22 protein-coding genes are annotated in these 20,475 nt (G+C 48.3%); 11 read left to right on the top strand and 11 right to left on the bottom strand.

The genetic code is table 11. The features are described 5' to 3' along the window. Nucleotides 1-17: 17 nt before the first annotated feature. The 6 genes from JQX58_RS02290 to JQX58_RS02315 all read right to left on the bottom strand — a co-directional run bounded on the left by JQX58_RS02290 (nt 18) and on the right by JQX58_RS02315 (nt 5,935). Nucleotides 18-905, bottom strand: coding sequence for a hypothetical protein (locus JQX58_RS02290; protein ID WP_204145197.1), 888 nt, complete (start codon nt 903-905; stop codon nt 18-20). Next, on the bottom strand, nt 895-3,387 hold the full coding sequence (locus tag JQX58_RS02295) for a fimbria/pilus outer membrane usher protein (protein ID WP_204145198.1): 2,493 nt from the start codon (nt 3,385-3,387) through the stop codon (nt 895-897). Before JQX58_RS02295 ends, JQX58_RS02290 begins: the two co-directional genes overlap by 11 nt. Continuing rightward, nucleotides 3,371-4,063 (bottom strand): fimbrial biogenesis chaperone, encoded by a 693-nt coding sequence (locus tag JQX58_RS02300; RefSeq protein ID WP_204145199.1) that lies wholly within the window; start codon nt 4,061-4,063, stop codon nt 3,371-3,373. Before JQX58_RS02300 ends, JQX58_RS02295 begins: the two co-directional genes overlap by 17 nt. Nucleotides 4,064-4,065: 2 nt before the next feature. After that, entirely contained in the window at nt 4,066-4,773 is a 708-nt protein-coding gene (locus JQX58_RS02305) for a molecular chaperone (RefSeq protein WP_204145200.1), read from the bottom strand. A 75-nt stretch (nt 4,774-4,848) separates the two neighbouring features. Then, complete coding sequence (locus JQX58_RS02310; protein WP_204145201.1) at nt 4,849-5,349, bottom strand: hypothetical protein; 501 nt, start codon at nt 5,347-5,349, stop codon at nt 4,849-4,851. Nucleotides 5,350-5,425: 76 nt separating this feature from the next. Next, nucleotides 5,426-5,935: a hypothetical protein gene (locus tag JQX58_RS02315; protein WP_204145202.1), complete on the bottom strand. Its 510-nt coding sequence runs from the start codon at nt 5,933-5,935 to the stop codon at nt 5,426-5,428. Nucleotides 5,936-6,384: 449 nt separating this feature from the next. Between JQX58_RS02315 and JQX58_RS02320 the strand changes: the two genes are divergently transcribed. Further along, nucleotides 6,385-6,741, top strand: a complete 357-nt coding sequence (locus JQX58_RS02320; RefSeq protein WP_204145203.1) for a hypothetical protein — start codon at nt 6,385-6,387, stop codon at nt 6,739-6,741. Nucleotides 6,742-6,897: 156 nt separating this feature from the next. Beyond that, the gene (locus JQX58_RS02325; RefSeq protein WP_204145204.1) at nt 6,898-7,851 is read left to right on the top strand and encodes a D-2-hydroxyacid dehydrogenase family protein; all 954 of its coding nucleotides are present in this window, start codon (nt 6,898-6,900) and stop codon (nt 7,849-7,851) included. Here the strand turns inward: JQX58_RS02325 and JQX58_RS02330 are convergent. Beyond that, entirely contained in the window at nt 7,848-8,240 is a 393-nt protein-coding gene (locus JQX58_RS02330) for a hypothetical protein (RefSeq protein ID WP_204145205.1), read from the bottom strand. The genes JQX58_RS02325 and JQX58_RS02330 overlap by 4 nt on opposite strands. A gap of 302 nt (nt 8,241-8,542) precedes the next feature. Here JQX58_RS02330 and JQX58_RS02335 point away from each other — a divergent pair, with 302 nt between their 5' ends. The 5 genes from JQX58_RS02335 to JQX58_RS02355 all read left to right on the top strand — a co-directional run bounded on the left by JQX58_RS02335 (nt 8,543) and on the right by JQX58_RS02355 (nt 11,922). Further along, nucleotides 8,543-8,923 carry a Gfo/Idh/MocA family oxidoreductase gene (locus JQX58_RS02335; protein ID WP_204145206.1) on the top strand — a complete coding sequence of 127 codons (381 nt, stop codon included), beginning with the start codon at nt 8,543-8,545 and terminating at the stop codon, nt 8,921-8,923. Nucleotides 8,924-9,053: 130 nt separating this feature from the next. Continuing rightward, entirely contained in the window at nt 9,054-9,380 is a 327-nt protein-coding gene (locus tag JQX58_RS02340; protein ID WP_204145207.1) for a hypothetical protein, read from the top strand. A gap of 104 nt (nt 9,381-9,484) precedes the next feature. After that, nucleotides 9,485-9,898, top strand: coding sequence for a universal stress protein (locus JQX58_RS02345; protein ID WP_204145208.1), 414 nt, complete (start codon nt 9,485-9,487; stop codon nt 9,896-9,898). 99 nt (nt 9,899-9,997) lie between these two features. Beyond that, nucleotides 9,998-10,891 (top strand): DMT family transporter, encoded by an 894-nt coding sequence (locus tag JQX58_RS02350; RefSeq protein ID WP_204145209.1) that lies wholly within the window; start codon nt 9,998-10,000, stop codon nt 10,889-10,891. 362 nt (nt 10,892-11,253) lie between these two features. Continuing rightward, entirely contained in the window at nt 11,254-11,922 is a 669-nt protein-coding gene (locus tag JQX58_RS02355) for a hypothetical protein (RefSeq protein ID WP_204145210.1), read from the top strand. Nucleotides 11,923-11,992: 70 nt separating this feature from the next. Here the strand turns inward: JQX58_RS02355 and JQX58_RS02360 are convergent, their stop codons facing one another. The 3 genes from JQX58_RS02360 to JQX58_RS02370 form a co-directional block, all read right to left on the bottom strand. Continuing rightward, nucleotides 11,993-13,195, bottom strand: coding sequence for an NAD-dependent formate dehydrogenase (locus JQX58_RS02360; protein WP_204145211.1), 1,203 nt, complete (start codon nt 13,193-13,195; stop codon nt 11,993-11,995). A 110-nt stretch (nt 13,196-13,305) separates the two neighbouring features. Then, on the bottom strand, nt 13,306-14,244 hold the full coding sequence (locus tag JQX58_RS02365; RefSeq protein ID WP_204145212.1) for a LysR family transcriptional regulator: 939 nt from the start codon (nt 14,242-14,244) through the stop codon (nt 13,306-13,308). Between the two features lie 230 nt (nt 14,245-14,474). Further along, the gene (locus JQX58_RS02370; protein ID WP_204145213.1) at nt 14,475-15,584 is read right to left on the bottom strand and encodes a glycerol dehydrogenase; all 1,110 of its coding nucleotides are present in this window, start codon (nt 15,582-15,584) and stop codon (nt 14,475-14,477) included. 425 nt (nt 15,585-16,009) lie between these two features. Here JQX58_RS02370 and JQX58_RS02375 point away from each other — a divergent pair, with 425 nt between their 5' ends. Continuing rightward, the gene (locus tag JQX58_RS02375; RefSeq protein WP_204145214.1) at nt 16,010-16,486 is read left to right on the top strand and encodes a Spy/CpxP family protein refolding chaperone; all 477 of its coding nucleotides are present in this window, start codon (nt 16,010-16,012) and stop codon (nt 16,484-16,486) included. A gap of 82 nt (nt 16,487-16,568) precedes the next feature. On the opposite strand, the gene JQX58_RS02380 is transcribed toward JQX58_RS02375, so the two are convergent. Next, nucleotides 16,569-17,219 (bottom strand): YecA/YgfB family protein, encoded by a 651-nt coding sequence (locus JQX58_RS02380; protein ID WP_204145215.1) that lies wholly within the window; start codon nt 17,217-17,219, stop codon nt 16,569-16,571. A gap of 58 nt (nt 17,220-17,277) precedes the next feature. Here JQX58_RS02380 and JQX58_RS02385 point away from each other — a divergent pair, with 58 nt between their 5' ends. The 3 genes from JQX58_RS02385 to ttcA all read left to right on the top strand — a co-directional run bounded on the left by JQX58_RS02385 (nt 17,278) and on the right by ttcA (nt 20,471). Continuing rightward, nucleotides 17,278-19,041 carry a RecQ family ATP-dependent DNA helicase gene (locus tag JQX58_RS02385; protein ID WP_204145216.1) on the top strand — a complete coding sequence of 588 codons (1,764 nt, stop codon included), beginning with the start codon at nt 17,278-17,280 and terminating at the stop codon, nt 19,039-19,041. Further along, complete coding sequence (locus tag JQX58_RS02390) at nt 19,042-19,542, top strand: SprT family zinc-dependent metalloprotease (protein WP_338040649.1); 501 nt, start codon at nt 19,042-19,044, stop codon at nt 19,540-19,542. Between the two features lie 92 nt (nt 19,543-19,634). Beyond that, nucleotides 19,635-20,471 carry a tRNA 2-thiocytidine(32) synthetase TtcA gene (gene ttcA, locus JQX58_RS02395; RefSeq protein ID WP_204145217.1) on the top strand — a complete coding sequence of 279 codons (837 nt, stop codon included), beginning with the start codon at nt 19,635-19,637 and terminating at the stop codon, nt 20,469-20,471. Nucleotides 20,472-20,475 lie beyond the last annotated feature (4 nt).

Genomic DNA, 20,475 nt, shown 5'->3' on the forward strand with positions numbered 1-20,475 from the left:
TAGTTATATCTAGTCAGCTATAAGTAGGGTCGCTGTGAGAGATGAGGCTCAATAGATATCTCAAGTGTGTCTTCATACTGTCCTCCTGGCTTTTCTATGGTGTTACCAATAGTAAAGTTCATCGGTAATGCTTGCCCAAATGTGGAAGCATTACGATCAATATACGCCTCTATTTGTTTTAGATCTACTGCATCTTGATCAATAGTTATTTGATAAGGGATGTCCCATTTAGGGTTGTTGGATTCATGACGGAGCATGCCTTGATGAGCAGAAGATAGAGTGATGGTATAAGGCGCGTTGCTCTGTACCCATAAGTTGGGCGCGGAATGAATCACCTTATTGGAATAAAGCTCGCCTAAGGCGAGGTCGTAGTGGTGCTGTGAGGCGCCGTAATAATGGATCTTGGCGGCCGCCGGTACCGACATATAGACTGGCACTGAACTTGGGCTGATATCGATCATTGGGTAGTCGGCTGCTTGCGGTAATAAAAGCTCTAACTCACCCTCATAAATGCCCGCGTTGAGCCATTGTTTACCAGGGAAACGCAGTTGTACCGTGGCGCTTGGCTGCTCGTCGGTCAAGGTAAGACGCCACTGGTTGGCCACGGCGTTACCTGTCTGACTGTACCATTCAAAATCAAGGGCTTCGCGCTGGACGCTTTTTAGCGAGCGGCTGGTGTCCTCGAGTTGTAAAATCACCTCCAGAGCACAATCCTCACCCACCAGATTAGCGGCGACACGATAAGAGTAAGTCGCCGCGTAACGGCTGTTGTTGAACACATCATAACTTGATTGGGTCATGATCGGTTGCAGCGATAAAGTGCTGACATCGCAGGCCAATGCGGACGATACATGAGGGATCAAGGCAAGGCTGATGAGGCCGGTGCTTAATGCTTTATTCCACATATAAGTCTCCTAATCTAATCAGGGTCGTGTTGTGCTTACTTAGATCCACCGTCACGGATTCACGGGCGCGAGTGTCGAGGATTAGCTTGTACGGCCCAGGTTTGAGCCCTGAAATGGCAAATACGCCATTGCGGTTGGAAAAGAATTCGATCGGTGCTTGTTTGCCTGAGCCAAGATAATGGGCGCTACCTGCCACCAATGAGATAGGCTGCTGGGTTTGTTGGTCAAACAGCTTACCGATCACGGTCAGCGCCGCATCGGAGCCGACTTCGAGCAAGTAGCCATTTTTGTAACCTGGGTTGAGCCAAAAAGCACCTTCGCCTAGATCGTAACCAGGCGGTAGGTTTTTGATGTCATAGCTGAGATTTTGGCTATTGTAGGCGACTAGGTCCGGTACCATGGCAGTGCCATCGCCCTGTAGATAAACCCGCGCATGCTTGCCATCGCGGGACGGGTCGACGGCCATTTCGTTTTCGGCAAGACTTGGGTGTTTTTTGACGATGGCAAACGCTTCGCGCACGGGGCGGCCGACGCTAAACGTGGAGCCGGCGAAGGCTAGAGCACTGCTTACGGTGACATCTGTGCTGTGGCTGCGTTGTTCGCCTTTCAGGTCGGTAAGGCGTGTGGTGTGGCTGGCGTTCAGTTCATAGCGATTGGCGGCGTAGTTAACGCCCGCGTTTAAGTCCGCGTCAGCATCTTGGCTGTTAACCGCGCTGGCGAAGGCAGAAATACCGCCAGTGCTGCCGATGTTGTTTTGGTAACTGTAATCTAGAGAGGTTTCGTCTGAGTTGGTTGCATGGCGTCCGACTAAGCGTGTTTGGCGGCTCAGTGGCCAGCTGATCGAGAGTGTGGCGCCGATATCATCGTCTTCACCATTGGCGCTGTGTTTGTAATTAAGGCGCGCGCTCCAGGTGGCGGGTGTATCAAATAATCCTGCTGATAGGCTGGGGCTGGCGATCCAGTAATCGTTGTCGCTATCCACTCCCGCACGGTAGTTAAACGTCAGCGCTGTCCGCAATGAGCGATTGATATAAAGCGAGCCAAAGGCGCTGAAATAGTGGGTGGTTAAATGAATGTCTTCTTCGGTGGCATCCAAGCTGCTGATCCCACTAAAGCTATTGGTGAAGTATTCGTAGCTGACGCTTAATTGCGGGTCCATTGGAATATGATCAGGGAATAAGGCATCAAAGGCGATTTTGTAGGCATTGCCATGTCCGTGTTCAGGATGGTCACTTTGTGAAGCGGTTAGTTCGGTGACACCCCAGCCTGAGGCGATCAGCGCCGAGACTCCATATTGGTTGAGGTCTTCACGGGTCTGTGAGTTAACGCCTAAGGTTAACCATGGTGCGACGCCAACATCCACGTAGCCATGTAAGATGCGCTCGTCAGTCAAATAGTCCCGTTCACCGTCATCAATTTGTGCTGGCACACCGTAAAGTAAGCTGTATTCAAACTCGCCAGTGTTTAATAAGCCGTTGCCTGTGGCGACCGAAAACTCGATGCGCTCTTCGTTGCCTGAGCGGTCGGTAATCACCAGCTCAATGTCATTGGTGCCTCGCGCAAGGGGAATATCACTCAAGTCATAACTGCCGGCCCCGAGCGTCAGTCGACGCACTGCGATGCCATCTACATACACATCCACATTAGAGGTGCGCTGTAGCGTAAACGATTGATTAGCGCGCGGGCGCACATTACGTGTTGGGATGATGGAAAAGTCACGCGTGATACCCACACCGAGAATATCGGCAGCGTCTTGAAAACCGCTACCGCTGTTGTACATGTCCCCCACGACTAAACGCGTGCCTTGGTCAGGGAAGTCGTAGTTAAAACGTGTGCCTTCACGAATGTAGCTGGCTTCAGTGTCGGAGCCATTTTCAAGATAGGATTCGTACTCTAAGTTTAGGCGTTTGAGATTCAGGGCTGAGTCAAACTGGGCACGATACAGGCTTTGGCGCTCGGACTCGTCCTCTACCAATTGGCTTTTGTTGGCTGAGAGCGCGACGTTGAGGTAGCCGCTAAACAGGCTCGGATCAACGTAGCTATAGATGTCTTCGGCCTCACGCAACGACAGCTGCTGTCTTAGGCTGTGCTCAGGCGGGACGGTGATTACACATTCTAAGGTGGCAAAATCAAAGGCGAGTGTTAAGCCGATTTGCTCAAATTGCTGTTGTGAGAGCTGGTCGTCCGTGCTAGTGGCACGTAAGGCCTGGATCGCTTCTTGGGTAATTACGCTAGACAGTAAGGCCAAGGTACTATCTTTGGGCAGTAAAAGCTGGTTGTCCGCCGTGATGGTCAGTTCCGCTTCGCCTAACACGGTATCGCTGATCCGCAATAACGAGGTTAACTGAATATCTCGCCCGGTTGGATTCAGCATCATTTCTTGTGCGCGTGCTAGAGAGCTTAGGCACAAGCAGCATAACAATAACGCGATAAGCAGCCACCAATGGTGCTCCTCAGCAAGCGACTTAGTGCTCGTAACCATAGTAGGTGCCTACTGGTAACGCTTGCTCTGCGGCATGAAAGGTTAGGGTAGATTTTGGCGGAATAAATTGTGCACCCAGTGCTTCATACAAGGCGTCGACCGTGTTGTGGTCAAGGTTTTTAAAAAATAGGGCGGTGGTAAAGGTAAAACGATCACCTGCATTGGTCAGAGTCAGATTGCCTTGGTCGCCAACGATCACGCTGACATCAGGTTTTTGTGCCGACGAATACACATGCAGTAGGGCATTGTAGTGGAGTTTGACATTGATGCCGGTGGAGAAACGTTTCGGCAGAAACTCTACTTGTCCAGAATCTTGCTTTAGATTAGCAGTGCTAAAGCGCACGAAATAACTTTGCGAGGTTTTAAGCGGCGCTTGGCTAATCCATTGGACACGAAAGGCTTGCTGTTGGCCCGGCTCCAATAATACCGCGGGCGGAAACACGAGTACGTTTTTATCTGGGTTTTCAGAGGTATGTATCGCGCCATCCGCACCAAACGATAGTTGATGAACATTGGCTTCGAGGGCCAGTTTTTGGGTGGAATTATTGGTGACAATCAGCTGCGACGTTAATCGGTGGTCGGTATTCATTTCAATGACCAAGGGCGATATGGTTAATGCCATTGCCTTAGTGCAGAGTATTAATAAGGTTAAACCACTCAATATTAGTCGACGCATGATTACATCTCCTGATCAATTTCAATTGATAAGGTGTTTACGTTGAAGTTTTCAATCGGTTGCATTTCTAAGTAGCGTGTTGAATTAGGCAGAACTAAGGTGCCTGGGATGCGCTGTGCAATTTCTCTACCTTTAATGTAGGTAGAATGTGTGCCATCGGTTACGCGCCAATTGGTTTTGGTAAGGCGTCCATAACTATTGCCACTGTTTAAAATCTCTAGTAACCATTTATTATTGTCGCTTGGTTTAATGCTTTTAATGGCTAATTCAGGGTTGGTATTATTAGGTCGCACGTTTATAAGCGTATTAAATTGTAATAAGAAGCTTACTTGCCCTTGTTCTTTACTAGCACGCTCAACCGCGACTTGTTTAATCGCTACACGGTAAGCTTTGGATTCGGTAATAGACGGATCGCCTAAATAACGCACCATTACTGACTGAGAGCGTCCGGGTTCGATAATCGCAGTGACGGGTATAACTAATAAGTCGTCATCGGCAGGTGTGATGGTTTCTTTGCCGTATTCATCCATAGTCATCGACAGTGGAAATAGCTCTACCGTCAGTGGCTCAGGGGAAGAGTTTTCGATGCGCATAGTCATCTGTGCGCGTTTGCCCATCGGGGCCATTTCTGCCGACATAGGTTCCACTTTAAATGCCTGCGCAGACAGACAGGTAAACGACAGCAGCAACATAATAAGCAATCGAGACATAGCGTGTGCTCCTTATGAGGAGAAGAGAAGAATTAGAAAAGCAGGAGGCTCAAGGAAAGCCTCCTGCTGTAAAATCTAATTAGAAGTGATGTTCACTGTTAGCGTATCTGAGTAGCCGCCCGCCCAAGGAGAGACTTCAGTTGTCGCCACATCAATTGATGCGCTAACACCTGCTGCTAGCAATTCAGAACCGCTGTATGCCTGCGTTGCAGACACGTCGTTTTGACCTGGGCCGCCAGGTGCACTAAGGGTGAAAGCTGGTAGGCCGCCACCTGGAGTAAAGGTTGCATCGTAAGTTAGCGCGAAGTCTTCATTGTCATCAGACTCCAAGCCGCCTTCAGAGCTTGTTAGGGTAACGGTTGCACCATCAGCATCGTTACATTTCATGTTTAGGCCACTTACTGTTAGGTTTTGCATCGTCGATACATCACCGAAGTCAAACAGTTGTGTAGAAAGACCTGTTACTTCACACACTGGAGATACGTAGCCTGTTAGCTGAACATCACCAGGTGCTGCGTAGGCTTGTGTACCGAACATTGCAGCAACTACTGCTGCACTAAGTGTTAGCTTTTTCATGAGAAACTCCTTTAACTTTAGTTGTTAGCTCTAGTAATACCGAGCTCATGCTGTTCTGCAGTAATTTGCAGAGGTCTTACCTTGTGACGTTATGAATCGATGGGTATACCTCAATTTCGATAACGTCTTGATAATATCCTGCGAAAAGCAGGGTATTTTCGAGTGCCACCCTCAGTACTCCTTGTTGAGAAAAAGGAATAACACCAGAACTGTCCTCAATGATGGTCGGCGTTAGCAATTGTTGGCTTTTGCGACTTTCATTGAGATGTAATGCGTCTACTTGTAATGTTAAATCGTAATTTTCAATAATATCTAAGCCATCTTGTTGATGTTTTAGGCCGCCATATTTTGAGCTAATCGTAATCCCTAGTGGTCGATTGCAATATAAATCGAACGGTAGAGATTGTGTAGTTTGCTCTGTAAATGTCATTGTGTTTCCTGATGAAAAATTTATTTCACAACGATCTTTAATATGGCCACTAATATTCATGGTGAGTGTATTAGCATCGACATTTAAAGAAATTAATGAGCCCAAACATAATGCTGGTATTGTCATCTGATAAAAAACTAAAAGTTGTTTATACATGTGCCAACCTCAACTTTCGTTAGGACTTATTGTTTAAGTAATTAGAATATAAACGACAAGGAAAGTGGCGGAGTATTAAAGAAAGTTGATAATTTAATCAAAGTATTAGAAAAGGTATGACTTTTTTATTATTAGATAATGCTAAAATAATGATTCTCACACTTAAGTCACTGAAGTTGTTATGTATTTTTTAGTTCCCTGAAAGCGGTCAAAATAAATAAAAAAATTGATTTTTGAATTATTTAAATCGTTTTCATGAATATCATTGTAAGAAAACAGTCAAATAAGCTAGCTGATTTTAATTGATTTAATCAACCAACTTGGCTTTGCGTTTAAATAAAGTGCGGGTGTAACTCAGAATTGGGCCAATGGCGGCTAGGATGCGCCAGATCGACAATCCTCGGCCTTGGGCTATAGTCAAAGAGTAGCCAGTTGTTAAGGAGAGCTTCATGGGCGATGTTGTTGATATGAAACAGTACTTAAGCGCTATGCCAGAAGAGCAAGAGTTAGAAACGGCTCTGCTTAAATCCCTTGAAGGATTAGAAGTATCCCTATCAGACGCTGAAAAGCATGAGATCTTTGTCTACGCCAAGGGCTTTTGGTCCGCGGTGAAAGACATGGAGTCTCACTCCAAATGTGCGTTTACTCTCGAAATCCCCTGTACCGAAGAGGAGCGCGAACACATCAATGATCAAGTGAATGATTGTGTGCGCTCATTGGTTAACCCCAGAACCAAATTGATCAATGATCTCGTCGCCGAACTGATTGTCTGGAAAATCCGTGAGATTCAAGGGCGTCAAGGTTAAAAGCAGCGCTAAATCTAATGCTGTGTCTCGCTTGTATTAATTAAGGAACTACGCGCAAATTGTTTGCCCTAGCTATACCTATGTCTCTGGATTGCGGTGCGTCTATGGTATGTTCAAAGTCATACCGATTGAACCTGTATAGCCAAGGAGAGTGAGATGAAGATTGCGGTACTGGATGATTACCAAGATGTGGTGAAGGATTTAGAGTGCTTTGCTTTGTTAGCTGAGCATGAAGTACGGGTGCTGAATGATACTTATGCCGAGCCTGAGTTGGTGGCACGTCTTCAGGATGTCGAAGCGCTGGTGTTGATCCGCGAGCGTACTGTCATCACTGAGTCTTTGTTGGCGCAGTTACCCAATCTTAAGTTTATCTCGCAAACGGGTAAGGTCAGTCATCATATTGATGTGGCAATGTGTGAGCGTTTTGGTGTCAAAGTTCTAGAAGGGCGTGGCTCGCCCATCGCGCCCTCGGAGCTGTGTTGGGCGCTTATTATGGCGGCCAGTCGTCATGTGCCGACTTACGCTGCCAACCTTAAACAAGATCAATGGCAAGACTCCGGTAGTTTAGGGTTAGGGCGAACTCTTAATGGTTTAACCCTTGGCATTTGGGGCTATGGCAAAATCGGCCAGCGCATCGCTCAGTATGCCAAGGCATTTGCCATGAAGGTCTTAGTGTGGGGCAGTGAGTCGTCACGCAAGCAAGCTGAGGCGGATGGCTTTACCGCAGCTGCTTCTAAAGCAGCGTTCTTTGCTGAGGTGGATGTATTATCGCTGCATTTGCGTCTCAATGAGATCACACATGGTTGCGTACGAGCTGAGGATTTGGCGCTGATGAAGCCAGACTCTTTATTTGTAAATACCAGTCGAGCTGAGCTAGTCGAAGCCTCAGCGCTGTATCAGGAATTACTAAACGTGCCGTCTAAGCAAGCGGCGCTGGATGTGTTTGCGATGGAGCCGGCAACAACGACCAATGAGCCGTTGTTGAATCTACCCAACGTGGTTGCTACGCCGCACTTGGGTTATGTTGAGCAAAACAGCTATGAGCTGTACTTTCGCATTGCCTTTGAGAATCTGGTAGCCGCTGACGCGGGCGAGCAGAGCACGTCTTAAGCCTTTAGGTATTCGGCTGGAACGTGGAAAAATAAAATCGATTCGATCGGCGTAAAGCTATTAAAGGCATTGCGCTGAGTCATATTGGCTTCGCCAGGTACTTGCTTGGCTCTGATGGCCGCTGCCACGGCTAGTACATTTCTAATTCGACGATTACGGGCGTATTTGCGAAAAATACGCTGGTAGCGCGACTCGCCGCTGACATCGACTTCTTGGCGCTTAAGGTGGCGAATCAAGCTGCGGTTGTACTCGAGGGCGCCGATATGTGGATCATGACAGCTTGCTCCTTCAATGTTTAAAAACTCGCCAGTGGTAGGAAGTGCCCAAGAGCCGTCTTCAAGTTGAAGGTAATCGGATGGTGTGACGAGTGAGTGAAGTGTTGCTGCCATGTTTAAGCCTCCCTTCTTATAGTTGAGCGATGTCATAGTCGCTGTGAATTTGTTTGTTTTTGTTAATACGAACGATGATTGATTTCAGCTCAATTTATTTGCCTTTATTTTCGCTTTTTCTCTGCAAGGTACCGCCTTGGTGTTTTTCTGACCTAACTCAGGTTCTGGTAAGATTCTTAGCCCAATTAAGGGCTTAGCCTATTCAAGCCATAGCGGGATGGGTATGTTGGCAATTTAGACCATGCCAAATGCCTAAATTTTGGTGTGGTGGTTTTTAAAAACGCCTAAGACAAGGACGAGGTATGAGTACTGAAACGTTTAAAATTGCCGTCATCGGTGGCGGTAACGCTGGGTTAGAGTTGTTAGACCGCCTTTTTACTGCGGAATTTGTTGAGATTTTAGGAGTTGCAGACACGAATCCAGAGGCGCCGGGGGTGTTACTGGCGAAGGAGCATAATGTGCCGGTGACACTGGATATGTACGATCTATTAGAAGACAGCACGCAAATTGATATCTTGATCGATGTAACCGGCATCAAATCGGTGCGCGATGCGCTACGTAATCATATGCAGCAGGTTGGCAATCATCATACTGTGATTATGCATGAGCGTATTTCAGCCTTGTTGCTGTCGTTATTTAACGGAATGATGATCCACACCAAAGCGAGTGATGAATACTATTAAGGCGATGTGAGGGAGCGCTGATCCGCTGGATTGGCGCTGTATCTACTTGATGAACAAAAATTTTGCCTTTTTCACAGGATGATGGTGAAATTTTAGCAGATAGCAATTATGTCTGAATCAAGGAGCCGCGATGAATCATGCCGAATGGCTAGCAAAAGAGTACCCAACGCTAGCAGCCGATCCTAAAGTTGATACGTCAGAGTTAGTCGATCAAGCAGAATCTAAAACCCGTACTTCTCGCCGTGTGTTAAATGTTGTCATTGTGTTGGCGATGTTTAATGTTTTGTTTGTCTGGTTGTTTCCGACACTGAGTGCCGCCCCCTTTGAGTCTTGGGGTACGCTTGCTTTGGCAGTACTTTTGTTTGTTGGCGCAAACTATCTGAATCAGTTTTTGGAGCGTTTTTTCATTCGCAACCGCTTGCGTGTGATTATTCACGAGCGTCACCCAAACCCTTAAACGTCACGCTTTGTTATTTGTTGTTCTGCTTATCCTCTGCAATACTGAAGGGGCACTCACCGACAACAGTTTAGAGCCTAGGTGCTAAACGAGGAGGGACAACAATGTATAATAAAATAATGGTGCCAGTGGATTTGGGTCATGTGGAGCGCTTGGAGAAGGCGCTGTCGACAGCAGCGGATTTGTCCAAGCTCTATGATGCGCCCGTATGCTATGTTGGGGTGTCGAGTTCGGCTCCTGGCGTGGCACATAATCAAGAAGAGTTCACCGAAATGGTGGAAGACTTTGCGCAACAGCAAGCCCAGCACTATGGTTTAAAAGATGTCAGCTCGGTCACGTATATTACGCACGATCCGGCGGTCGATCTGGATGACACGCTTATCAAGGCCACCAAAGAAACGAATGCCGATTTGGTGGTGATGGCGTCCCACGTGCCTGGCCTAGTAGAGCATATCTTTGCCTCGAATTCTGGCTATGTTGCTTCTTATGCGAAGGTGTCTGTGATGGTGATTCGCTAATTACGACAAAGTTGAAGTTATGTTCAAAAGGGCCAGTTGATTGGCCCTTTTTTTGTGTCGAGTGTGGGTAACGCTCTGCAAGGTTTGGGAATTTAAACGATGACAAATGGATCGAACACGTCGGCGATTGGGACGGCTTCACACAGCATAAAAGGGATTGCTTTATGCTTGGGGGCAATGCTGGCCTTCGCCAGCCAAGACGCGGTGACCAAAATTTTGGTGCAGGATTTACCTGTGGCGCAGGTGGTGATGGTGCGCTATTGGGTATTTGCGCTATTTGCCATGGTTTGGGTGCTCAAGGCAGGGGCTTTGCGTCGTGCTTGGCAATCCGCTTCGCCCCGCTTACAGCTACTACGCTCGGTATTATCACTGGCAGAAATTGCCTTATTTAATGTGGCACTGCGTTATCTAGGCTTAGCCGAAGCGCATTCTTTGATGGCGATGTTTCCTTTATTTGTCATTATCCTTGCCGTACCTGTGCTGGGTGAGCGCATCCCGTTGGCATGCTGGTTCGCCGTAGCGATCGGTTTTATCGGCTCGTTAATTATTTTGCGTCCAGGTCTTGGAGTGTTTCAGCCGCAGGCCATTATTCCATTGTCCGCGGCGCTCTGTTTCGCGGGTTATCATGTCGTAACACGTCAGGTATCGCGTCTTGGCGATACCTTTCATACCAATGTGCTGTATATGGCGCTGATCGGCTGCGGTTTAGCCAGTGTCTTTGGTGTGTCTAGTTGGCAAGCTCCCACGTGGGGGCAGTGGGGCTGGCTGGCGTTGATTTCAGTGTTGAGTGTGGCGGCGCAGTTGCTGCTGGTGAAGGCACTTGAATACGCTTCTGCGTCATTATTACAGCCGTTTAACTACAGTCTATTGTTGTTTGCCACCTTGATCGGCTTTGGGGTGTTTGGTGAGCTGCCGGATCGCTGGATGATGGTGGGGGCGCTGGTGGTGATGCTAAGTGGCTTATATGTGTTGCTGCAGGCACGCCGTGCTTAGGTGAGGCCTAATCGAGAACGTAAGGGTGTGAAATAGGACGCTTTTTTGCACACTTATCACTTTTTGCCACAGTGTGCCTTTTGGGGTGCATTTTTGGACGCAAGCTACGGGATTTTTACTCAGGTCTTTCGTGCTCGTAACGTATCTGACGTTATTTATTTCGTACAATAGCGTCATCAAATACATCTGTGGGAAAGGATCATGACGCGCTTTTTTGGACAAGCTTTAAAATTTGGCACACTTGGCATTGTATGGCTGGTGAATTCGACGCTTGAGCCGACTGCAGAGCATGATGACGTCACTGAATACGAGCAGTAAAACTGCTTAGCTTTCCCTTCAGCACGTTCCGACAAGGAGGCACTGTGAAGAAATTTACCACTTTGGCTGTTACCGCTGGCTTGGCCGTTGTGATGACTGGTTGCTCAACGACAGATAGCGCCGACAAAGAAACCTTTGAATATGCCATCAATGAAAATTTGGCCAATGACTGCCTGATGCTGACCACTCGTGATGCCAATTTCCCTGTTACCGTAGATGTGCCTCAGACGGATCGTGAACAGTTGATTTCGGTGAACAGTACCAAGATCGAACAATACGATGCCTTGGTTGAAGCTGGCTTGCTGCAAGTACAAAACGAGCAGCGCGAAGTGATGGCCACACTTGAGCAGGATGCGCATACGGTGTCTGCCAAGACTTATTCGTTGACGGATAAGGGGCAGCAGTCACTAAAAGCCGTGCATATGCAAAATGCCATGGGCGGTGTGCGCAAAGGCTTTTGTGTCGCCTCCTATAAAGTAGATGAAGTGCTGGAATTTTCTGAGCCGACGGAAACCATGGGACAAACGGTCTCACATGTGCATTACACTATGACGCCAACCGGCATCCAAGAGTGGGGCCGCTCGCCAGCGGTGCAAGCTGCTTTCCCGAATGTTGCGAGCCGCTTAGAAGCGACTCGTCGCGAGAATGCTACGTTGGTATTGTCGGATGAAGGTTGGGTGGATGAAACTACTTTGGATGAACGTCCACTGTAGCACTGAACACATTAACCAGATCAAAAAAACGCGAGCTATCAGGCTCGCGTTTTTTTTGGCTGAGAAGGGGTTAAGCCGGTTGGAAGTTCGCTGCATCTTCCGAGCCACTGGTGGCATTGCCGTTGCTGTAAGAATGCGCGCCAACACCGGCAAGTGCGCCGCCTTGAACCACTAAGTATTCATCGCGGATCGGGCGTCCTTCAAAATAGCACTCTAAAATTTCACGGGTACCAGCAGCGTATCGAGCTTGGGCCGATAGGCTGGTGCCTGAAATGTGTGGGGTCATACCATGGTGTGGCATGGAGCGCCAAGGGTGATCTTGCGGCGCTGGTTGTGGGAACCAAACATCACCCGCGTAGCCTGCCAGATGACCACTTTCTAAGGCGGCGGCAATGGCGTCTTTGTCACATAACTTACCGCGAGCGGTGTTAATCAAATAGGCGCCGCGCTTAAAGTGTTTGAGCGATTCGGCATTAACCATGTGCTCGGTTTCAGGATGCAGTGGGCAGTTCAGTGTAACCACATCACACACCTTAGATAAGCTTTCTAAGCTGCTATGGTAGGTTAAATCCAGCTCTTGCTCGATTTTCTTAGGCAGGCGGTGACGGTCCATGTAATGCAACTTCACGCCAAATGGTTTGAGTAAGCGCAAAACGCGTAAGCCGATACGGCCAGCCGCCACGGTGCCAACGGTCATGGCTTCAAGGTCATAAGAACGCGACACACAGTCGGCGATGTTCCAACCGCCATTGCGGGCAATATCGTGTGAAGGAATAAAGTTGCGCACCAGTGCTAAGGTCGACATCACCACGTGTTCTGCGACGGCGTTACTGTTGCTGTAAGTCACTTCGGCGACGGTAATATCGCGTTCGGCCGCGGCTTGTAGGTCAGTGTGATCAGAGCCAATGCCAGCAGTGACGATCATCTTAAGATTTTTCGCTTTGGCGATACGCTCGGCGGTCATGTAAGCCGGCCAAAATGGCTGCGAAATAATGATTTCAGCGTCGTGTAGCTCTTGGTCTAGAACGTTGTTTGGGCCATCTTTGCTGGACGTCACCACTAGCTCATGGCCATTTTCCTCAAGGTACTTACGCAGACCTAACTCTCCTGACACGCTGCCCAATAACTGACCAGGCTCGAAGTCGATCGCTTTAGGGTTCGGTAAGGTTTGTCCGTCAGGGTAGACCTCTGGCTGCGGGCAGTCGTTGCGCGCATACGTTGTTGGGTAGCCATCGATCGGGTCATCATAAAGAACTGCGACAATTTTAGCCATGTGGTTATTTCCTTCTCTGTCATGAGTGTCTTGCAGCAGATGCGTCATCTGCATGCTTTGATGTATCCCGGCCGGGGAACTCTATTTGTAGTGTGTCTGACAGATGGCGTCTAATTGTTTGCGAGAATGGTTTGATAACTCGCACTTATCAAGGCATCAAACGTACTCTGTAAATTCAGGCTCTGTGCCATATCCCATACGGCTTGCTGGATCGGTGAGGGCAAATCCTGACGGCGTATAATTAGACCGACATCGCGTGATAAATCCGGTGATAAAGGTAAGGCGACGATGTCTTTTTGGGTTTCAAATTGCGACAACATACTTTGCGGCACGACGCTGTAAAGACCCGCGCTGCGCACATGGGCATACAATGCAAAAATCGAATCTGTCTCAAGCATAACCTTCGGAGCAATGCCGGCATCGCGAAAAGCAGCGTCAATCAGGCGACGGTTTTGCATATTAGGCGTGAGTAAACACAAAGGTAAATCGGCCAAGTCGCTCCAAGTCAGATCGTCCTTAAGCAGATGTTGTGCTGGATTGCGGGCCAATAAAATATGATGCTCTTGGTAGAGCGGTAAGGTTTTAAAGCCTTTGAGTCGTGGGTCATCAAGATAGGTGATACCAAGGTCTAACTCAAAGCTGTCCAGCTGTCGAATCAGCTCTTCAGCGCACAATGACATCAATTTGATGGCAATGCCTGGATGCTCTGTTTGCCATGGGCCAGTGAGCAATGGTGCTGCCGCGACTGTGGTAGGAATCGCGCCGATGTTTAGGGTGCCGGTGAGCTGTTGGCTACTTTGCGTGGCGGCTTGGCGTAGGCTGTCCCAGTCTTGCGCCAGTACGCTGGCCCATTCGAGTACGCGCTGTCCTTCTTCGGTAAAGCCCTGGAAGCGATGACCGCGTTTGATAATGGTGACGCCCAGCTCTTCCTCTAAGTGTTGGATAGCGGTAGACAGGGCAGGCTGTGACACATGACTAATTTCGGCGGCACGGCCAAAGTGTTGCGTTTTGGCCAGCGCCAGCAGGTAATGAATTTGTCGAATAAACATAGTGGGGCCGCGTAAGTTGCTAAAAATGTGCTGTGATCAACACGCCTTGTTTGATAGTACTTATTCAGGCTATGCCAAATTCAGTGTGGCGACAATCTAGCTAAAGCATCAGATTGACTGAAGAGGGAGCTGTTAAAGAATGCAAAAGAGAGTGAAAGTGGAAATAAAATGCGGCTAAAAAGATGAAACTGAGCAGATCTGGTTATGATCTGCTCAGTTTTTGTAAGTGCTTAGAACAGCTCTTGGTAACGGTGTGCCATGGCATTTGCGGCGACCATAGCATTGTAAACGTCGTTTTCAGTGACTGGTTTTGGCATATTGCCCATGGTGTCGCCTTCAGCACAAGCAATGCTGGCTACAGTGCGCCACTCAGATTCAACAAACTCCGTTAACCCCATATCTTCCAGTGTCAGTGGTAATCCAGCAACCTTGATGATACGTACCACTTCGTCGATTTCTTCCTGTGGGGCGTTTTCGAGGACTAACTGAGTCAGTAGACCAAAGGTCACTTTTTCGCCGTGTTGCACATGATGCAGAGAAGGTACTGCTGACATACCATTATTGACGGCGTGTGCGGCTGCAAGGCCGCCTGCTTCGGCACCGACACCGCTTAGATAAATAGTCGCTTCGATGGTTTGCTCTAGCGCGGGTGTGCAAACCTTGTTGTTAACAGCGTCCATGGCGGCTTCGACGTTCTCACTAAGCAGCTGGAAGCAAAGCTCGGCTAGACCAAGTCCGGTGCGCGATGGTTTTTTAAGCACCAAGTTCACGCCATCGGATGCATAACAAGCACGCGCCTCGAAGTAAGTCGCTAGCGCATCACCCACGCCGGCGGCAAAGAAGCGTGCTGGTGCGGCTGCAAGGATATCCGTGTCAGCAATGACGGCATCTGGGTTTTGCGGTAAGAATAAGTAGCGGTCAAACTCGCCATCTTCTTTGTAGATCACTGATAGTGCAGTACAAGGGGCATCAGTGGAAGCAATGGTTGGGTAAAGCACGACAGAGATTTTGTTGTTGTAAGCCACGGCTTTGGCGCAGTCTAGGGTTTTACCGCCGCCGATGCCGACGATGACATTAGCGCCTTGGGCTTTGGCAACCTCACAAACGCGGTTGATTTCTTTATCGGTACATTCGTATTCGAACTTTTCTACTTTACTGGCGATGCCTGCTTGGTCCAGTGCTGGCGTTGCTTGTGTCGCCGCACGATCCAAGATGAACTCATCGCTAAGAATAAGGGCATTATCACCGAATGCGCCTACGTAGTCGGCCATCTTCGCTAATAAGCCCGAGCCAATCATAAATTTCTTGGGTGAGGTAACGGTGCGTTCTGTGACACTCATGTCTTGCTCCTATTGATATTACTGGCCATGAACGAAAGCTCACGTGCCTAAAATTAGTGACGGCTAAAGTTTATCTAAGGCTTAGTAACAAGGGTGTGACACGGGTCGGTAGGCGCTGGCTTTTCACTTTTTTAAGCACTAGTCAGAAGAGTAATAACTGCTATAACCCAGATGCTTCAGCGATAGGTTCTTTACGTCTCAGGCGAGTTTTAAGGAGGCTTTAGTGACGTCAAGTGCACGCTTAGGTGGAGTGTGACTGCTGCAGTGCATAGTTCGCCTGTTTGATCTTATTTCTTTGAAAATAAACGACTTATGCAAGAGTGTTTGCATTCACTTTACAGTCGCTTTTCTAAACTTTGACACACGTTGACGCTGTCTTATTCATAATGAACTCATCTTACATCAACGAGTAGGGAGAAAGAGACATGGCAATTCTAAACAACAATCTTGTGAAATGTACTGCACTAGGTCTAGCTGTAGCGATCGCTGCATCGGCGACTTCACTAACTTACGCTGCTGACAACAATAATGCTCAAGCGCAACGTGCTCAGCAAGCTCAGCAGATGATGAACCCATACTCTGAGCAAATGTTAGATCGTATGGCGACCCAACTAAAAATGGACGCCGACACCCGTCAAGAAGCGTCGGAGCTATTCGCTGAAGCTCGTGAAGGGCGCAAAGAAATTCTAGATGATATGCGTGAGCTGACGGGCCCAGTGCAGATGCTAAGCCCTAAAGATGACAACTACGTGAGCCAAGTAGAAGAGTTGGCAGAGCAGCGTAGTGACCTAATGGTGCGTATGGATGTTCAGCAAGCTGAGATCCGTCACCAGTTCTACGAGCTACTTTCCGATGAGCAGATCGCTCAGCTGGAAGCGGGTAGCCAACAGCGCGGCAGCTAATTACAAGCACCGTGAATCCAAAAAAAGGCCACTCTAAGTGGCCTTTTTGCGTTATCGCTAACGATAAGAGCGTCAGTAATGGTTACTTACGCTTTTTATTAGACTTGTTACCGCCGCCTTTTTTACCTTGTGGGCCTTTTGCTTTAGGCTTGTTTGGTTTCTTTTCTGGCTCGGTACGCAGCACAAGGAACAAGTCCGTTACCAGCTGTGGAATTTGCTCGATGCAAGACTGGGTCAGTTTCTCGCTCTCACGAATCTGTTGCACTTCTTCATCTTCAAAAAGACCTGAGGCCACCATAAATGGTAATAGCAGCTCGGCGATTTCCGCTTCTTTTTCGCTCTCAAACCAGCTGCGCTCAGTAAAGAATACACCTTCCATGAAGCCTGATGACCATTCTTCCAGCTCACTTAACTCGTTTGGATCGCTGCTGACTTCGATTTCACACGGTACTAAGAAGTCTTCTTCGGACTCCAGCTCTTTTTGAATATCGCTCAATAGGCGAATCAATAGATTCTCGATGTGCTTTTGTTCTGATTCAGAGGTAAAATCAGGCGTTTCCTCAAAAACGATAGGTAACCAATGTGATGGTTGAGGAGAATTGGGACAAATTGCTAGGGCGGTTAAAAAGCCATGCGCCATAACAAAGTTTTGGCAATCTTCATGGACCGCGTCTGAGTCTAAAAAGTTCTCAAGTTCTTCAAGTTCTAAATCATCAAGAGGTTGGTGTTGCATTGAGCTAATCCTATTATTTAATCGCGTGACAGTTTAAACACATCAGTTGTAAAACACCATGAGCAAAGCAGCCAATTTGGCTTCCACGACCACGAAAACACTCGCCCAAGATGCCTTGGCACGCTTGGGCTTTGAGCATTTTATCGGTGCTCAAGAGCGCTGTGCGACCGCCTTGATTGACGGGCAGGATGTTTTGGCGCTTTTGCCAACGGGGGCTGGTAAGTCCGTGATTTACCAAATGGCGGCTTTGGCCCGCCCAGGTGTAGGGGTAGTCATCAGCCCTTTGATCGCCATTATGCAGCAGCAGGTGAGTCGCTTACGTGAACAAGGCATCAAGGCAGAATTTTTGAATTCGACCCAAAATGGCGCCGAGCAAAACGATCTGCATTGGCGTTTACGCCATGGCGACGTAGAAATTCTCTACATGTCGCCGGAAAAACTGCTGCAGCCAAGCGTTATGGGGTTGCTAGAAGATGTTCCGCTTGCCTGCATTGCGGTGGATGAAGCGCACTGTGTGTTGCGCTGGGGGCAGAACTTTCGCCCCGAATACGCTCAGCTTGGCCAATTGCGTCAGGTGTTTGCCAATGTGCCAGTCATTGCCTTGACCGGTACTTTGCTACCAGATAAAGAAGCCTCGGTCAGTGATGCGCTAGGACTGGATTCACCGTTTGTGGTGCGTGAAGATGTTATGCGCGACAACATTCGTTTGCAGGTATCTCAAAAAAAACGCGCCAAGCATCAATTGTTAGCCTTTTTACTCAAAGAGGTTCGCACTCAGTCGGGCATTGTCTATTGTCGCGCCCGAAATAAAACCGCAGAAATCGCCCACTGGCTCCAAGAACAGGGGATCTCTGCGGCCTGTTATCATGCCAATTTGTCGCCTGAGCAGCGCGAGCAAGCACACCAGCGCTTCGCCTCGGGGGATGTGCAAGTGCTGGTCGCGACCACGGCCTATGGTATGGGGGTGGATTTGGAGCACGTACGTTTTGTCGTGCATTTAGACTTGCCGCTGTCGATCGAAAGTTATGTGCAGGAGGTTGGTCGGGCCGGACGTGATGGTCGTGCCGCCAATGCATTGTTGTTTTATGGCTTGCAGGATATTTTGCAAACTTGGCAGTTTGTCCAGCTAGAGCAGAGTGACGAAGACGACTTTTGGGCGCTAATCGCCTATTTAGAAAGTTTAGAATGCCGTTCTAAGGTCATTGGTGGCATGTTCGATGAAATGCGTGAGCAAGGGTGTGGGCAGTGCGATCGCTGTCGCCGTGGTCATAACCAACATAATGTCACTGTCGCGGCACAGAAGTTTCTAAGCTTGGTGCACCGTACTAAAGGACGCATTCCCTTTGCGTCTTTGATTGCAACCTTGCTCGGCAAACGGACCAAGAATGTGCTCGAATACGGCCTAGAGAGTAATGCTTTGTTTGCCCAAGGCAAAGGGCTGGATGAAGTGCAGTGGAAAGCGTTAGTGCGTAGTCTGCTCGCCAAGCGCTATCTATTACTGCACAGTATCATGCCTTTTTCGGTGTCGTTGGCTGAAAAGAGCCGACGCTTGCTGCGAGCAGAAGAGCAACTCTTACTGGGGGCCGATCACTTTTATCCGCTGTTGAAAGAGCCTGAGTTGGCGCAGTTGCAGGCTCATGATTGGCAGTCGCTGATGCAATGGAGTGTGACGAATAAGGTGCATCAGTTTTTGTCTGAAACTCAGCTACACAAAATTTATGAGGCGCGGCCTAAGTCTCTGGCGGCGCTGAGTCGTGTCACGGGGCTTAGTAAAGATTTGCTGCAGACATTAAATGCCGAACATTTGTTTCAGGAGTACTAGGTGACCGATACGGAGTTGAAGGCTTACCAAGGTGCGGTAGAGCAGAAAATTCAGCAGTGTTTAACCCAGGCTCAGCGTTATTTTAAGGTCACGCTAAAGGCGCCAAGTTTTAACTTCAAGCAGCGTGGACGCAGTGCTGGGACGGCGTATCTGCAGCGTAATGAAATGCGCTTTAACGCCTATATGTTGGCGCAAGATCCGCAAAAATTTATCGACAATGTCGTACCCCACGAAGTGGCACATATTGTGGTCCATCAAATCTATGGTGCAAAAGTGCGCCCCCATGGCCGTGAATGGACGGCGGTGATGGAGCATTTGTTTAATGTCGAAGCGGCCCGTACGCACGATTTTGATGTGCCTAAGGCGCGTAATCTGTATCTCTATCGTTGCCATTGCCAAGCGCATGAGTTCACTGCTCATCGTCATGGCCGCGCTACCCGTGGGACACAGTATATTTGTCGCGCCTGTGGTAGTGCCTTGCATTTTGTAAAAAAGAAATAAGCAGCACTTGCTGAGTGCTTCGTTGGCTGGATGGGATGCTTCGCGGCGAGGCTTGTAGTAAAATGCGTGCAACTGTTTTATGGTAACCAATAATGAATTCTGAGATCGATCGTAAAGAAAAGCTTGAGCTAAACAAATTGCAAAAACGTTTGCGTCGCAATACCGGCCAAGCTATTGCTGACTTCAACATGATTGAAGATGGCGATAAAGTCATGGTGTGTTTATCCGGTGGTAAAGACTCTTACACCATGCTAGACATTCTATGTAATTTGCAACGCAGTGCGCCCATTGATTTTGAAATCATTGCGGTGAACTTGGATCAGAAGCAACCAGGCTTCCCAGAGCACGTGTTACCTGAGTATCTGTCTGGTCTTGGTGTGAATTACCACATACTGGAAAAAGACACCTACAGTATCGTTAAAGAAGTGGTGCCAGAAGGTAAAACCACATGTGGCTTGTGTTCACGCTTGCGTCGTGGTTCTCTTTATGGCTTCGCAGAAGAAATTGGCGCGACCAAAATTGCCTTAGGTCACCACCGTGATGACATTTTGGAAACCCTTTTCCTTAATATGTTCTTTGGCGGTAAACTTAAGTCGATGCCACCTAAATTATTAAGCGATGATGGCAAGCACGTGGTGATTCGACCGCTGGCTTACTGTAAAGAGTCTGATATTGAGCAGTATTCTTTACTGAAGTCTTTCCCAATCATCCCTTGTAATCTATGTGGTTCTCAGGAGAATCTACAGCGTCAAGTTGTTAAAGACATGCTGCAAAGCTGGGAGAAACAACACCCAGGCCGTTTGGACACTATGTTTTCGGCCGTTCAGAATGTTGTGCCGTCGCATTTAGCCGATACCGAATTGTTCGACTTTAAAGGGTTGACGCAATCTGAAGACGCACTCAAACGCTTAAATATAATTTCGCTTTAAAAAG

This window comes from Marinomonas ostreistagni (assembly GCF_016888445.1).
Classification (GTDB): domain Bacteria; phylum Pseudomonadota; class Gammaproteobacteria; order Pseudomonadales; family Marinomonadaceae; genus Marinomonas; species Marinomonas ostreistagni.